Source organism: Clostridium frigidicarnis, from assembly GCF_900111985.1.
In the GTDB taxonomy this organism is placed as follows: Bacteria; Bacillota; Clostridia; order Clostridiales; family Clostridiaceae; genus Clostridium_Z; species Clostridium_Z frigidicarnis.
Map to the genome: position 1 here is coordinate 63,526 of NZ_FOKI01000011.1, position 15,434 is coordinate 78,959.

16 protein-coding genes are annotated in these 15,434 nt (G+C 27.0%); 2 read left to right on the forward strand and 14 right to left on the reverse strand.

The window, feature by feature from the left end:
• Nucleotides 1–3: 3 nt before the first annotated feature.
• The 13 genes from BM119_RS08680 to BM119_RS08740 form a co-directional block, all read right to left on the reverse strand.
• Nucleotides 4–1,011, reverse strand: coding sequence for a virulence RhuM family protein (locus tag BM119_RS08680; RefSeq protein WP_090040628.1), 1,008 nt, complete (start codon nt 1,009–1,011; stop codon nt 4–6).
• 168 nt (nt 1,012–1,179) lie between these two features.
• A complete protein-coding gene (gene rlmD, locus BM119_RS08685; RefSeq protein ID WP_090040630.1) occupies nt 1,180–2,880 on the reverse strand; it encodes a 23S rRNA (uracil(1939)-C(5))-methyltransferase RlmD in 1,701 nt (566 codons plus the stop codon).
• 367 nt (nt 2,881–3,247) lie between these two features.
• Entirely contained in the window at nt 3,248–3,601 is a 354-nt protein-coding gene (locus BM119_RS08690) for a hypothetical protein (RefSeq protein ID WP_090040632.1), read from the reverse strand.
• A 195-nt stretch (nt 3,602–3,796) separates the two neighbouring features.
• Nucleotides 3,797–4,096 (reverse strand): hypothetical protein, encoded by a 300-nt coding sequence (locus tag BM119_RS08695; protein ID WP_090040634.1) that lies wholly within the window; start codon nt 4,094–4,096, stop codon nt 3,797–3,799.
• A gap of 100 nt (nt 4,097–4,196) precedes the next feature.
• Nucleotides 4,197–5,345, reverse strand: coding sequence for a cytochrome c biogenesis protein (locus tag BM119_RS08700; RefSeq protein ID WP_090040636.1), 1,149 nt, complete (start codon nt 5,343–5,345; stop codon nt 4,197–4,199).
• Between the two features lie 99 nt (nt 5,346–5,444).
• Nucleotides 5,445–6,011 carry a thioredoxin domain-containing protein gene (locus BM119_RS08705; RefSeq protein WP_177199366.1) on the reverse strand — a complete coding sequence of 189 codons (567 nt, stop codon included), beginning with the start codon at nt 6,009–6,011 and terminating at the stop codon, nt 5,445–5,447.
• Between the two features lie 14 nt (nt 6,012–6,025).
• Nucleotides 6,026–6,301, reverse strand: a complete 276-nt coding sequence (locus BM119_RS08710; RefSeq protein WP_090040640.1) for a hypothetical protein — start codon at nt 6,299–6,301, stop codon at nt 6,026–6,028.
• A gap of 17 nt (nt 6,302–6,318) precedes the next feature.
• Nucleotides 6,319–7,218, reverse strand: a complete 900-nt coding sequence (locus BM119_RS08715; protein WP_090040642.1) for a PqqD family peptide modification chaperone — start codon at nt 7,216–7,218, stop codon at nt 6,319–6,321.
• Complete coding sequence (locus BM119_RS08720; RefSeq protein WP_177199367.1) at nt 7,211–8,644, reverse strand: hypothetical protein; 1,434 nt, start codon at nt 8,642–8,644, stop codon at nt 7,211–7,213. The genes BM119_RS08715 and BM119_RS08720 overlap by 8 nt, the downstream gene beginning before the upstream one ends.
• Nucleotide 8,645: 1 nt before the next feature.
• The gene (locus BM119_RS08725) at nt 8,646–9,392 is read right to left on the reverse strand and encodes an ABC transporter ATP-binding protein (RefSeq protein WP_090040646.1); all 747 of its coding nucleotides are present in this window, start codon (nt 9,390–9,392) and stop codon (nt 8,646–8,648) included.
• 180 nt (nt 9,393–9,572) lie between these two features.
• Nucleotides 9,573–9,788, reverse strand: coding sequence for a hypothetical protein (locus BM119_RS08730; RefSeq protein WP_090040648.1), 216 nt, complete (start codon nt 9,786–9,788; stop codon nt 9,573–9,575).
• A 444-nt stretch (nt 9,789–10,232) separates the two neighbouring features.
• Nucleotides 10,233–10,607 (reverse strand): hypothetical protein, encoded by a 375-nt coding sequence (locus tag BM119_RS08735; protein ID WP_090040650.1) that lies wholly within the window; start codon nt 10,605–10,607, stop codon nt 10,233–10,235.
• 607 nt (nt 10,608–11,214) lie between these two features.
• Nucleotides 11,215–11,580 (reverse strand): DUF1540 domain-containing protein, encoded by a 366-nt coding sequence (locus BM119_RS08740; RefSeq protein ID WP_090040653.1) that lies wholly within the window; start codon nt 11,578–11,580, stop codon nt 11,215–11,217.
• 287 nt (nt 11,581–11,867) lie between these two features.
• On the opposite strand from BM119_RS08740, the gene BM119_RS08745 reads away from it, so the two are divergent.
• Complete coding sequence (locus BM119_RS08745) at nt 11,868–12,782, forward strand: ribonuclease Z (RefSeq protein ID WP_090040655.1); 915 nt, start codon at nt 11,868–11,870, stop codon at nt 12,780–12,782.
• Nucleotides 12,783–12,966: 184 nt separating this feature from the next.
• Nucleotides 12,967–14,040 (forward strand): glycosyltransferase family 4 protein, encoded by a 1,074-nt coding sequence (locus tag BM119_RS08750; protein WP_090040658.1) that lies wholly within the window; start codon nt 12,967–12,969, stop codon nt 14,038–14,040.
• A 222-nt stretch (nt 14,041–14,262) separates the two neighbouring features.
• Here the strand turns inward: BM119_RS08750 and BM119_RS08755 are convergent, their stop codons facing one another.
• On the reverse strand, nt 14,263–15,324 hold the full coding sequence (locus BM119_RS08755) for an ArsR/SmtB family transcription factor (protein WP_090040660.1): 1,062 nt from the start codon (nt 15,322–15,324) through the stop codon (nt 14,263–14,265).
• Between the last annotated feature and the right edge of the window lie 110 nt (nt 15,325–15,434).

Genomic DNA, 15,434 nt, shown 5'->3' on the forward strand with positions numbered 1-15,434 from the left:
TAATTAACACTTATTTTTTTCTCCATTACCTAACAACTTTATTTCCAAGTCTTCTAGCGCCTTAATATAGTCTTTTTCTACTTTATAAACATCACCACTATTCAAGACTTTATACTTTTTATACTCTTCTTTGTCCTTCACTTCAGCAGTCTTAGCACTTATCTTTCCAGCATGAGTGAGAATTTCATGCTTAGATAATTTTAGGAATCCATCAAGTGTCTCCATCCAATCAGACATATACATTGGAATTTTTCTTCTAGCCTGCATCTCTGCAAATTCTAAGTAAACTGATACCACACTATTCAAAGCAGCTAATTCATCTTCTGTACAGTAATTTTTTGCTACTAATGCGTCTGCCTGTGTAGGATATTCACCCTTGAAGCTGAGCATCCCCATATGTGGTTTATCCGCATCCACTGAGTAATAAATTTTTTCAGCAGCAGTTTGCCCATGTGCTGCCCAATGCATTTTATTTTGAACTGTCTTAAAAAATAACATTGAAGATTCCATTCGTGGATCATAATCTACACTAGTAGCATAGATATCAAGAACTTTTCTCCAAAATACTTTTTCTGATGAGCGAATATCACGTATGCGTTCTAACAGTTCATCAAAATACAGCCCACCACCATTATTTTTTAGGAGGTCATCATTCATAGCGAATCCTTTTTTCATATATTCTTTTAAGACATTACTAGCCCAAATTCTGAACTGGGTGCCTCTTAGAGACTTTACACGATAACCAACTGAAATAATGACATCCAAATTATAATAATCAACTTGATAATCTTTTCCGTCAGAAGCAGTGTAGGCAAATTTTGCCCATACTGAATTTTTCTCAAGCTCACCTTCTTTGAAAATATTTCTTATATGCTTACCAATTACACTTCTATCTCGCTGAAATAATTCTGCCATTTGGTCAATAGAAAGCCAAACTGTATCGTCCTCAAAAGTTGTTTCTATTTTAGTCAAACCATCTTCGGTTTGATACATTATGATTTCAGATTTCATATTCACGCTCCTTACATATTCTTCTTTTATTATACATCTTTCATCAAAAGATTTCCATTATTGCATTAAAAAGAGGCCAAGTTAAAGTGTCATTTTATTGACTCAGACTTAGCCTCTAGTATTATGATATTTTCTTTAAGGATACTATCTATATAATACTTAAATAAGTTAAATTAAAGCAAAATACTTCAATGCATCTTTGATTGCTTCTACCTTTTCAGGTGTTGGGTGATTTCTTGAATTTTTCAATTCCTCTACTGAATTTGGTGCATCATACATTCGTAATCCTAAATCTCTCTTTACTTCCGCAATATAGGCAGTATGCACTTTAAATCCATATTTACCCTCTACATACTCTTGTATCATTTTATAGGTAACTCTTTCGCTTGGCTTATACTCCTCAGCTTTTTCAGCTATTTTACCCACAGGAATTTTGCCGTCACCATTACCAAACTCCACATTTACGTTGATATGAGTATCTGCTTTTTTGTGGGAAAGAAGTACTACCGTCTCCACGTGACTACTATGAGGGAACATATCCACAGGTTGAACCTCATCTATAGAATATCCTAAGTCCCTAAGAACACATAAATCTCTAGCCAAAGTACTTGGGTCACAGGATACATAAACTACTCTCTTAGGACTCATCTTACCTATGGCTTCCAAAAGCTCTTTTCCACAGCCCTTTCTTGGTGGGTCCACAACAACAACATCTGCATAAACTCCCTTATCAATCATATATGGAATCACTTTTTCAGCTTCTCCAACGATAAACTCAGCATTATCCACGCCATTCTCCACTGCATTTATCTTTGCATTCTCTATGGCTGGCGCAACTATCTCCACTCCATAGACCTTCTTAGCATTCTTTGATAAGAATAAAGATATTGTTCCTGTTCCGCAATAGGCATCAAAAACAACTTCATTTCCAGTTAATCCTGCATACTCAAGAGCTTTCTTATAAAGCACTTCTGTTTGATCTGGATTTACCTGAAAGAAAGATAATGGAGATATATTAAAGTGAAATTCTCCTATATAATCTTTTATATTATCGCTTCCCCAAAGGGTTATACATTCCTCTCCAAGAACCACATTTGTATTCTTAGGATTTATATTTTGTATTATGCTTTTTATTCCAGTTATATTATTTCTTAAAAGTGCTATCAGCTCTTCTTTACCATTTAAATCCTTTGAAGCAGTTACTATAACCACCATGATTTCTTTAGTTTTATAGCCTTTTCTAACCATTATATGTCTTACTCTATTTTTCAAATCTGCTTTATCCCTTTTATCATTATGATCTTTTTCATCATAAGCTTTTATGTTGTTGTTTTTCATCCAGTGCTTAACTAGTTCAACAACCTTATCAGCCTCTTCATGTTGAATATTGCAGCTTTCCATGCTTATTATGTCATGGCTTCTTGGGGCATAGAAACCTACTTGTATTTCTCCATTACGCTCCCCAACTGGAAGCTGAACTTTATTTCTATATCTATAAGGATTATCATTCATTCCTAAAGTATCAAGAACAGTTACATCATTTATTCTTCCTATTTTACTTAAGCAATCCTTAACTCTATCTCTTTTGAATTCTAATTGTTTTTCATAGCTTAAATGCTGAAGACTACATCCACCACATCTTTTATATATTGGACATACAGCCTCTCTTCTATGTTCACTTTCTTCTATTATTTCAATAAGCTTACCAAAAGCAAAGTTCTTATTAACCTTAACTATTTTTATCTTAACTTTTTCTCCAATTAACGCTCCTTGTATAAAGATTGGAAAGTTATCTATTTTTGCAACTCCCTCTCCCTCATATCCTAAAGAAACTATATCTAACACATAATCTTTATTCTTTTCAACCAATATTAAATTCCTCCTATAATACTATGTATTTAAAATTTATCTTATATCCATCAACTATAACCATTCCAAAAGGCTACGGCCTTTTTAGTGACAAGTTTAAAGTGACAAGTGACAAATTGATGTTGAAAACCACTGGTTTTCTTTAATTATATTTTTTAATTTTAAAATCTTCTCAAGAAGATTTATCCGCAACTTGTCACTTGCCACTTGTCACTCAATAAAGTTCTCAATTTGTTTAAAAACTCCATATGTTTTAATTACTTAATCAAGTTATCCTCAGATTTAAACTTGCTTGTCACTTGCAACTAATAACTTGTAAATTAATAAAGTTATCTCATTTTTTACTTTACTATTGTATCACATTCCTTTATGATTTTGTTTCTTTAATGCTATTAAATATATACCGTCTTCTTATTTTTAATAATAATAATGTTCCCATACCAATTAAAATAATTATATCGTTATTAAGATTAATATCGTAAATTATTGCTATTAAAACATATGCATAAACCATTACAAGTAAAGTTAATACAAACATATCATTTATGCCGATTTTTTTTATTTGTTTCTTGTTAGGATTATACCTTTTAAGTTTTTTCACTATCTCCTCATTATAATAAGAGTAGTCTGAGTTTTTTATAGCTTCATACGCTGATCTTCCTTCTTTTTTTATTATCACTAAAATGAAAAGTGTAACAACTGATATGCTCATAATTATCATGGTGGATTCCTCCTTGTATTTATATATATTTGAAAACTGAGAATTGAAAAGACATGACCTTAATATTATGTGTTTTACATCTAATACCAAGTTCATGCCTTAATTAATCCTTTGAAGTAACTTCTCTTATATTAATAATATTGTTCTTATGTATAAAATATTATTGTTTTTTATATGTATTTTTTTCAATGTGCCTTATTGCAATAAAATTTTTCTAGCATTTCCAAGTTTACTGATTATATTTTGTAAAACTAATGGAAATTCTTTAAATTCTATTATTTTAATATTATTATCAAGTTTTTCATCAAAAAACCTATCAAATTCATAATATAGTCTTTTGGTTACCGCACTTTTATGTATAAAACATGGTTCTGAATCACAGAAATATTCAATACTTTTTTCAACTATAATACTTTCTGAGATTGGTAATTTATAAAGTTCTCCATCATATATAATAGAGCTATCCTCGCTTAATATCTTAATGATTCTTACCATTTTGCCCCCTCCTTATATCTGTATAAGTCACATGAAAGAAAACAACAAGTTAAATATACTAGCATACTGACTTGTTATTTTTTGAATGCGCCTAATTTCATCAAAGTGTAAAAACTACAAATAAACAAAACAAGAAGATTAATATTGCATTAAATAGTTTTATTAGGTATATCTTGTCCACAAAAAATGTTGATACTTTAAACATATCTGTTCCTTTATCAAGAATTAGTACAATTATTATTGGCGGTATAATAAAGGTTAAATCATATAAAAATAAATATAAAAAAGCTTGAAGTGAATATTCACTGCTTTGCTTTATCATATAACTTATACTAGCCAAGTATATTTGTCCTGTACACAAAAATTCTCCTAATGAAATAACTACACCTAATACAAAACTTATTATAATTAAAATTTTACCATTTTTATTTTCAAGGAAATTTTTTATTATATTATGATTAAAACGTCTTACATTCTTTGGCAGTTGATTTTTTATTTCACCAAATTTTTCTTTCCTTGCTTTGAAAAAATCATTCAGATTTAAGTAAATTATTATAGCAGAAAATAATATAACTAATATTTTAATTACATTATTATAAGAATTAAGACTCACCTTAGATATTGATGAATATAATAATGAACCTATTAATAAATATGCTATGAATTTACCTAAAATAAAACTAAAACCAAGTTTCTTTATACCAATATTTTTTACACTTATAAGTGAGATAAAAAATAATAGCATAGATATAGAACAAGGATTAAGTCCATTAATAAATCCTGTAAGGATAAATCCAAAGATGTTATATAATGATACTTTTTTTTCTAATTTAGCTTCATCCAATATTGGTGTTGATTCTATATTGTCATTATCTAAAATTTTTTCTATTACAGGTCTTATGTTAGATTCATCTTTAATATACTGGTTTGAGACAAATATTATTGGTACTTCTGAACTCTTTTCATTTAAATTATATTCATTATTGTACTTTAACAGCAGTTCAAAATTTTCACTTTTACTGATATCATAACTATACACGTTAATATTTTTGTATTCTTCTTGCAAGTTATCTAGTCTTTCTTCAAACTTGTTGCAATTATTGCATAATGGTACCTTGAAATATATTACATCTACTTCATTAGTCTTAGCATATGTTGTGTTTATGTTAAACATATTAAGGCATATTATTATAAGAAAAAATACCTTGAAAATGTTTTTTATTTTTTTACTTATACATATATTATTCATGCACTTATCCCCTTCAATTTTATTATTAATTGATGTAGAGCAAATCTTCTTTTAGAGAGTGTTACAGATGCTAGTCATCAGATAAAACTTCCAGGTAATCTATTTTTTGCTGTTTAATATATTTTCAACAATCTGTTTAAATTCGTCTTCTTTATAAACCCCAACCATTTTTTCAGTACCTAAATATAATGTTGGTATTACCGTAATATTTAGATCTTCTATTTCTTTCTTTATTTCCTTGCTATGATTTTTTCTTTCATTATATAAATCTTCCCCTAGGTAAGATTTTGAATCTTCCTCTGTTTGTGGATTAGTATACTTATCCTTTTCATTAAATATTTTATCTAATTCCTTATAATCCTCAGTAGAGAGTTTAGGAATGTTTAAATACATATTTTCATTTGTCAGCTTAAATATTAAAACAACTTTTTTATCGTTTATGTATTCTAATAGTGTATCCCCAATATTTTCATTAAGCTTTTTGCAATCTGGACAATTAAAGTCGGAGTATTCATATATTTTCACCGGAGCATTAATATCTCCAAAAATCATTCCCTTATCAGTTATACTATTAGCATTATTTTTTTTATTTAACTCTATGGGTTTTATGATAAAAACCCCTACTATTAATAATATAGCCCCCATTAAAATAAGAAGTTTATTCATTTTTGATTTACTCTTCACTGTACCTTACTTCCTTTAAATAAAATATTTTTTAAAACTGATAATATAATAATTATAAGGAATAGCCCTATTATTAAAATGAAATATGAAAATTTAATATTAAATGCATATCCATTATCTCCATTTTTAATAATCTCTATTGTATTAAAGAATATATTTCCACTTTCATGAGTAAACATTTTTGTTAGCATTGTTGCCACTGTTACCACTGGTAAAACTATTATGCTTAGAATAGCTGCTAAGGTATATGTGTTTTTACTAACTTTAACCATATGAATTCCCTCCATTTCTAAATTATTTTATTTCTATATCTCATTATCATTATTTGTTTAACAACATTTTTCCCATCTCCAGTAAATGGCAAGCAATGTATCAATTGAAGAATAAACATAGCTGCAAATATGTTAGCTTGTGAATTATATTGCCATTCTTTAAGCAATGTAGCACTTATTAAGTACATCAGTATCCCTAAAATTCCTGGAATCAATGGTCCTGATAATGATACAATAATATTAATTTTCGGATCTTTCTCTACAGGTCTTACAAATCTCACTCCAAAAGGACTTACCCCCATAAACCCTATGGTTTTATCTCTTTTTTGAATCCAAAAAGAATATACGTGAGATATTTCATGTAGGCTTGTACTTAAAATTAACCCAATAAAAGCAATCGTAACTCCTAATGAAAAATTTAAAGCTAACCTCACTGTAGATGAATTTTCGCTTGTTATATATATGATTTTGCTTAATATATAAAGAATCAATGTCCACACAAAGAAGATTCCTATTTTCTTAATTACTAAGTTATTTATGGAATTGAACGCTGAAAAAAAACTACTGTTATTTATAATTGTTCTTTCCTTATAACCTTTTTTATATTGTGCTATAAAATTTATTAATATCTTTTGCATCTTTTTATTAGAAATATATTTCCAATTTAAAAGATAGTTTTTATTTAACTCGTCTAAAAGATTGTTTACATCCTTATAAAGGACATCATAGTTTATTTTAAATTCTTTATTTGCTTCCTCAGTAATTTCGCTTACGCTTTTCCTTCCATCAACTAACTGTAGTATCTTATTTGTAGTTTCATTTATAGGAACTTTAGCATGTAATTGATTATCTAAAATATAGTCTTCATGTAATTCAACACTTTTAGCTAAATACGGAACTTTTTTTAAATTACTCATAATTAATCCTCCATTTAGCCACTAAATAAAAATTATAAAATAATACAATTATAATTAGTGCAAACATAATTATAAAAGATAATGTTGTAGTTATTGCTTGGCTAAGTATAATTGCTGCTGGTATCATTGTTAAGAATAGAACTACAAAAGCTAATATACCCATATATGGATTTTTTTTATCTACAGGAATTAATATACCTAAAATATACAATATCATTATGGAAGTAAAAACTATTGGCATACTAATCAATATAATATTTAAACTTATTGAAATTCCAAGTATTAAGGCAATTATAATTAAAAATAATGAATATGCAATAATAAATAAAGCTAATTCCTTTAAAAGTAATACCCTTAATAGCTGGGCTCCAGTAGCCTTGTACATTTTGAAGTAATTATTCTCATTTCCAAATGAATTTAATGCCACAGTACTACAAACTAAACTTACCAGTCCTATAACAATTGCATTTGATTCTAGATCTTGTAATTTCAATCTTGCTGCTATTGCTAAAAATAAAAACAATAATATGTTTGTAAAGTTTTCTTCATTCCTAAGTTGAACTTTAACCTCTTTTATCATTAGGGATATATTAAATCCTTTTGACATAGGTAAAAATCTTAGTATCTTGGATGAATTATTTTCTTGAACTTTTTCATTTAAAAATAGTGTACCAACTGCTACAATTGTAACACCTAAAATACAACCTACTACTCTAACATAGCTTACATCATCAAATAGTGTATTATTTAATACTTTCATAAGAATACCATTACCTAAATATAATAAATTATAGTCAAACTTAGTATATGAAGATAAAATTCTATCAACTGAAAAAGTTTCTATAAAATAATAGAATACAGCTATTAATAGAATTGAAAGAGTTATAACCTTTCTATATGCTAGCCCTATTTTAGATATAATAAATATACCAAAATCATATATTATAGAATTCAAGAAAAATATGAATATAGCCTGAATAATAAATGTCAACATAATCACTAATAATAAACCACCATTTAACCCATTCATAACAAATGAAGGTATTAGTAATAATATATTTAAAAAAAACTCAATTGATAAAATAACCAAAAAAATAGGCATTTTATATCCTAAATTTCTTTCAAATGTAGTAAGTGGAAACCAGTTTAGTTGCATTATAAATTCTCCTTGCTCCTGGGTCACTGATTTCACAAGTACAAATAATGATGTGGTCATTATTGACACGTTTACTAAAGTACCAGCTAATAATAAATACATTGACCTGTTATCTCCATTTATAAACGTTGATACTACAGGGTTTACAATAATATATCCAGCTACTACTGATAACAGCAATGTAAATACTATAAATAAACTCGCTCCTAAAACCTTACTTTTAGTGTTTAGTATTTTCTTTATATTTCTTTGCCATATCTTAAAAATCATTTTACAAATCATAAATGGCTTGGTCAATTTTATCACTCCTATTTTTATCAAGAGATGCTATAATAAATACTTCCTCAAGGGTGTCACAATTGTATTTTTTTTTCAATTCACTATTAGTGTCTTCTTCTACTTTTTCCCCTTTGGAAATTATAGCAATCCTATCACTTATATTATCAGCTAAGAGTAAATCATGGGTTGATAACAAAATACTTTTACCCTCTTTTAAAAGTTTAGTAAAAATCTTTTTTGTTATTATCATTGCCTCTACATCTAATCCTCTAAAAGGTTCATCTAGTACTATAAGCTTGCTTCCTATCATAAAAGCTGCAATTAACTGAAGTTTTTTCTTCATACCATGTGAATAGTTTGTAATAACTTCATTCATAGCCTCTTCCATATTGTATATTTGTATCAAGTTTTTAATTTTTTCTTTGTTTATATTTTTATACATTGATGATACAAAATCGATATATTCCTTACCTGTTAAAGCATCAATAAGTAATAATTCATCTGGTACATATGTAATGTCTTCTTTAAATTCTTTTTCACTATTTTTTTTGCCATTTAAGGATATTTCTCCTTTAGTAGGGGAAACAACTCCAAGTAAACAGTTAATTATAGTAGTTTTTCCTGAACCATTTGGTCCTACAATTGCAATTAATTCTTTTTCTTTTATATGTAAATCAAAATTTTTTATTCCCCAAAATCCATTGGAGTATTTTTTGCTAAGATTCTTTATTGATAACATTAGTTTCTTACACCTCCTAGCCAATTTTTAACTCTAATTCTTTAGTAAGATGAGTATGCAATAGAGTTTACATACTCATCTATTTAACTTTTCTATGTTTTTATTGATGTCGTTGTCTTATTTAAAATTTCTAAGTATTAAACGCTTGTCTATAAAGTTAATATGTCTTTTGAGTGAAATTTATTTACACTCGAAATTAACTTTTAATCCCCATTGTACTATTTCATAATTACCAGTAAAACCACCATATCCATTCGCAAGACACCATACTGACATACCGATGAACCAAGTAACACCTATAGCTAATAATACAGCCATAAATACTAGCACCCATGCCTCATCCTCAGTGTTTTCGATTAGGTTACAATCAATTGTAGGACATACATAATTTGTCATAGTTTTTATCCCCCTTTCTATTTATATATATTAGGAGACCATTAGTTCTCCTTATTTTAAATTTTGAAGAGTATCTTCTTATAAATCCCTCCAAAAACTTAAACAAAATTAGAAAATCCATAATTTAACTAACTGCTTCAACCAACTCTCATATTTATTATATGGGATAATCCTTACTAAATCTTAAATATGTAGTAAACACATGTTTTTAAACCTTAAACGCTTAAAAAGCTTATCTCTTTTATCATTAACGCTGGATATTTTGTCGTGAACGCTATTTATAGATCTTAGAATTTTTAAGCAATAAAATAAGAATGACTTATTTAAAAATCATTCTTATTTTACATACATATATTAAATATCATTTTTTATTAGAAATTTATTATGCTAAAACTTGAAGCAACTCCACTAATCCCCTTTATAAATTCCTTAATAAAATCCAACTTATTTTTTCTTTCTTTGTGGTTTTTCAATATCACAAAATATTAACCACCTTTTTATTTTTAATATCCCCGCTAGAACCAAAAGAACCACATAAAATGTAAGACTATCCAGTTTAATATCATATATAAGAACTATAATTCCACTAACAATTATAACTATAAACATAGCTACAAATAATAAATCATTTATTCCCACACTTTTAATTTGCTCTTTGGTTGGATTGTTCTCCTGTAAAATTTTTAGTTCTTTGTCTTTATAACGACTATAATCTGAATAACTAACAGCATAATAAGCAGGTATAAAAAGTTCCTTGTATATAAGAATTATTCCCCAAATAAATACTACCCCTACTATTGTATTTATTAACAAGCTCATAGCTTCTACCACCCCTTCACATTGCACTATACCTTGCTTTTTAAAAATATATAAAGATAATAACTAGTGTTATAAACACTAACTATCATCTTCATAATCTTTAACACACTCATATCCTAAATTAAAAATAAAAAAGTATATTTGAACTTTCTTAAAGTGTTTTTCATTAAGAAAGATACTATTGTATATATGAAAATTAAATCTATAATTTATATAAACCTTAAAGTTAACTATTACCTGAGAAATATTTTTTCACAGTTTTTTCTTATTTATAAGTTATTTTTCATGCTAATAATGTGATAATAACTCACTATTTAATTTCTAATTTTTAATATATTATATCATATTTTACCATATGTTAATATTAGCTAAACCTTAAAACTTCCTTAAAACTCCTATTTAATTCCAAATATGTGCATTGAAATTTTTAGTTTCTCTTATATTTTTGTATTTATTCCCTATTTATTACATTTAAGTTATGTAAATGTATTTTCCTGTTTCATTTCGCTTGTCCTATTGTGAATAATTTAAAAATAAGGATATAATATAATTTTATATCCTTATTTTGTTAATCGTTAAATTTTTTCAATGATTTTGTATCATTTTATTATTTATTTTCCTTAAATGTTTCACAGTATGGGCTGCCTACAGATGTTAATGCATTCTCATTAACAAAGACATCTTCAGCAATGCATTTTTTTTTATGATTATACATACATTTTTCAGCTGAACATAAAACTTCTGGTGCAATTTCAACTTTTTCTGTATTAAATGCTTGTGCAAAAGCTCCTCCTAAGTTTAAATTAGTTGCATTTTTTAAAGCCTCTGTTATTGTTCTTTCTCCAAAAGTTGAGCATTTTACATCTTCACTTTCTCTTGCTAAAACTCCAATCATATTTATAACTCTTGCTGTACAAAACCCCCCCATATTATTAACACATTCTTCAGCTCTACAAATTAATCTATTTTCCATAATCTCCACCCTTTCTTATATATTATAGTTTTTATTTTCCCCCTAATAAAAATGTATATACTTTTTACTTAGGCACATTCAAAAAATCACAAATTTTCTTTAATAACATTTTTTTTATTTTAGATTTCATCCTTAATTGTCAATTTTCAATTCTTAATTAAGTAACTCTCCAACCTTGTACTTCATCAATATTTATAGCTTATATTGATATCCATAAATAAAACTTGTTAACCGTCCCCTTTAAATTTTTTATTTTAAAGAGTATTATGTTTTTATGAGGTGATTTTATGCTTGATTTAACTCTTTTAGGTACTGGCGGAGGAATGCCTATGCCAAATAGATTTTTAGCTTCTCTTTTAATTAACTATAAAGGAAATAAAATTCTTCTAGATTGTGGTGAAGGTACGCAAGTATCTATGCGGATATGTTCTACTGGTTTTAAATCTGTAGATTTAATACTTATTACTCATACCCATGGAGATCATCTTAATGGCCTTTTAGGACTTTTGAGTACTATTGGTAATAGTGATAGGGTTGATCCTCTAACTATCATTGGTCCAACTGGGATAGTAGATGCTATTAATGGATTTAAGATTCTTGTACCCTATTTGCCTTATGATATTAATGTTATTGAGATAAAAGAAAATGAAGATTTTATTTATAAATTCAAAGAAGTGGAAATATGTGCCTTGTATGTAAGTCACTCTTCTCCTTGTGTTGCTTATAGTTTTTATTTACCTAGGAGGCGTAAATTTTTAAGAGAAAAAGCTGAGGAATTAAATATACCTACTAAGTACTGGAAAAGTCTTCATCAAGGAAATCCACTTAATTTAAATGGTAATGTTATAAATCCTGAAATGGTTCTTGGAGAAAATCGAGGTGGAATTAAATTTTCATATGTAACTGATACTAGACCACTTAATTCTATTAAAGATTTTATCTTAAATAGTCAATTACTGTTTTGTGAAGGAACCTATGAAAGTTTAGATAAATTAGATAAAGCTCTTAAAAATTTTCATATGACCTTTGAAGAGGCTGCAACCTTAGCCTTAAAAGGTAATTGTGAAGAACTAATATTAACTCACTTTTCACCATCAATACTAAATCCCGGGGATTATATAAATAATGCCCAAAATATTTTTTCTAACTCATATATAGGAAAAGATCATCAATCTATAATGCTCTCCTTCAATGAAAAATAATATTACTTTTACACAATCTAATAAAAAAGTGGCTACGCTATTATTTAAGTGGCAAATTAAAGAATGAAAAAGCGATTAAATAATAAGATGTTAACCATACCCAATTATTTAATTTCAGTAACATTCTTTAATACTTAAACATACAATATTATATTTGGTAAATATTGTTCAAGGAGATTATTGTATGAAAAATTTAACTTTATTTTGGCCTGAACTTGCTAATTATCACTTGACCAAAGATGTTGGCATTATTCCTTTTGTTCTTAGAAAATACTATGATTATAATTCATGTATTCTTGTAAATAATGAGGGCTTAGTGTATGACGATGCAAAAAAATATTTAGAAGATCTTCCAATTAAATATATAAATAATAATAATGATGTTCTCATAAAAATTCTTAAAGAAACAGATGTATTAATGGTTATTGGTATATATAATTTTAATTTAGATATGATAAATAGGTATAAATCTATACGTCCTGATGGTAAAATTTATCTTAAAACAGATATGAATATACATTGGCTTAATAGAATTAATTTGTCTGATTATATAGTAGATATTCTTAAAAAATGTGATTTAATTAGTACTGAATGTGAAAATATATGTAATATTATGAATAATGCTTGGCCTGTGAAAATAGAATGTATCCCTAATGGTTATTACAATTTTTCCAATTTAGACGGTTCAAAGGTCTTATTCAATGAAAAAGAAAATATAATACTTACTGTTGGCAGAATTGGTACTTTTCAAAAAGCTACTGAAATTTTACTCGATGGATTTAGGTTATGTGAGAGTGAAATACCTAATTGGAAACTAAAAATTGTTGGTACTATTGAAGAAAATTTTAAATCTTATATTGATAACTTTTTAAAATCTAATCCTCATTTAGATTCTAGAGTGGAGTTTACAGGCCCTATAAAGGATAAAAATGAGCTACAAAATATATATAGAAAATGTAAAATCTTTTGTTTACCTTCTCGTTGTGAAGGCTTTCCAATTGTTTTTCCTGAAGCGGCGCATAATGGTTGTTATATAATTTCTACTTGTATAGACCCTTCATATGATATTACAGACCATGAAAAATACGGCAGAATTTTCCCTTTAAATAACCCCAATTATTTATCCCAAGCTTTTATTGAAGTTTGTAATAATGAAGCTGAACTTGAAAGAGTTTGTAATGAAATACAAATTTATGCTAATGAAAATTTTGATTGGATAAAACTGTGTGGAAAAATAGATTCTTTACTTAATTCATAATAAAAGGATTTTTATCTAAACAATAAAATGGAGATCTAAGCAACTTAAGCTAGATGACTACACGGAATATTGTTCGTCATATATTTTGCTAATGCTTAGACCTCCATTTTATTTAGATAATTCTTTATTATTACAATATCAAATTTAATTCTAAGTTTTTTCAAGTAACATCAAGAAAAATATTATTTACTTTATCACTTGTCACTGAAATAAGTTATATTTTTAAATTTTAAATTGGTTTTTAAAAAGATTAACCCATTGACCTAGCGCCTCTTTATTTAAAGAATAATAGGTTTTATTGTCTCTTTTTTCTTCTAGAATCACATTATTAAGTGCTAAAACTTTTATATGATAAGAGATACTTGCTGGTGTTAAAGATAATCGTTCTGCAATTTCAAGAGAATATAGTTCTTCCTCTATAAGTAAATTAAGAATTTCTAATTTATCTTTATCCGCTAAAACTTTAATAACATTTTCAAACCACTGTATGTTGTATCCCAATAAATTATTTTGAACCTTATGATAATCTATTCCTATTCCTATATAAAGATTTTTAGGACTATTACAAGAATAGGTAAAATCAAAACTTAATATTGTTTTAGGATAAATATATATTTTTTCTATCTCATCTACATTAGCATCTATTTTAGTTAATATATCTAAAATTGCATTTAGCTCTTCTTTTTCTAATTTATTCTTAAAACTTATAGCCCATTTAGATCCTTCTTTTTCAAAATACTTTGTTTTCTTTTCTGTTGCCTTATGAACGTTCATTAAGAAATCATAAAACTTCCTTAAGTGTATATTCATATCCCTTATAAATAAAAATATATTCCATTTAAATTTTTCTTCAATGTCTAACTCCTTTAATGTTTCTATTATATACTCTTCTGTAATTTCTTTATCTTTTATCTCTTCATTAACTACTTCATAATCTCCAAACTTTATGTATAGAAGTATTTTTATAAATTTATCTAAAATTTCATCTCTCGTTACTGTTCTTATGTAAAGTAATGCTGTATTTATATCTTTCCCATATATAAGTTCTGTGCTTATTAAAGATGTTGCTATACAATAATCTTCTTTAAACTCTTTAAAAAAGAAATTTAATATATCCTTATCTAAAGTTTTCTCAACATCTTCTAAAAACTTTTTACCCTTATCATTTAAATATAGTCCATAGTCTCTATATGTATTTTCAACTTGATCTCTATTAGCTAAAAAATATAAGGTATCTAGTAATATGTCTAATTTTTGAATTTCTATATCTATAGTAAAATCCATAATTACTCCCCCTTTTTTCTTAGGCACATGAAAGAAAATAACAAGTCAAAGATTCCATGTATATTTTGTGTCAGACAAGGAAATGATATTGGTTCATATAATAAGACTAT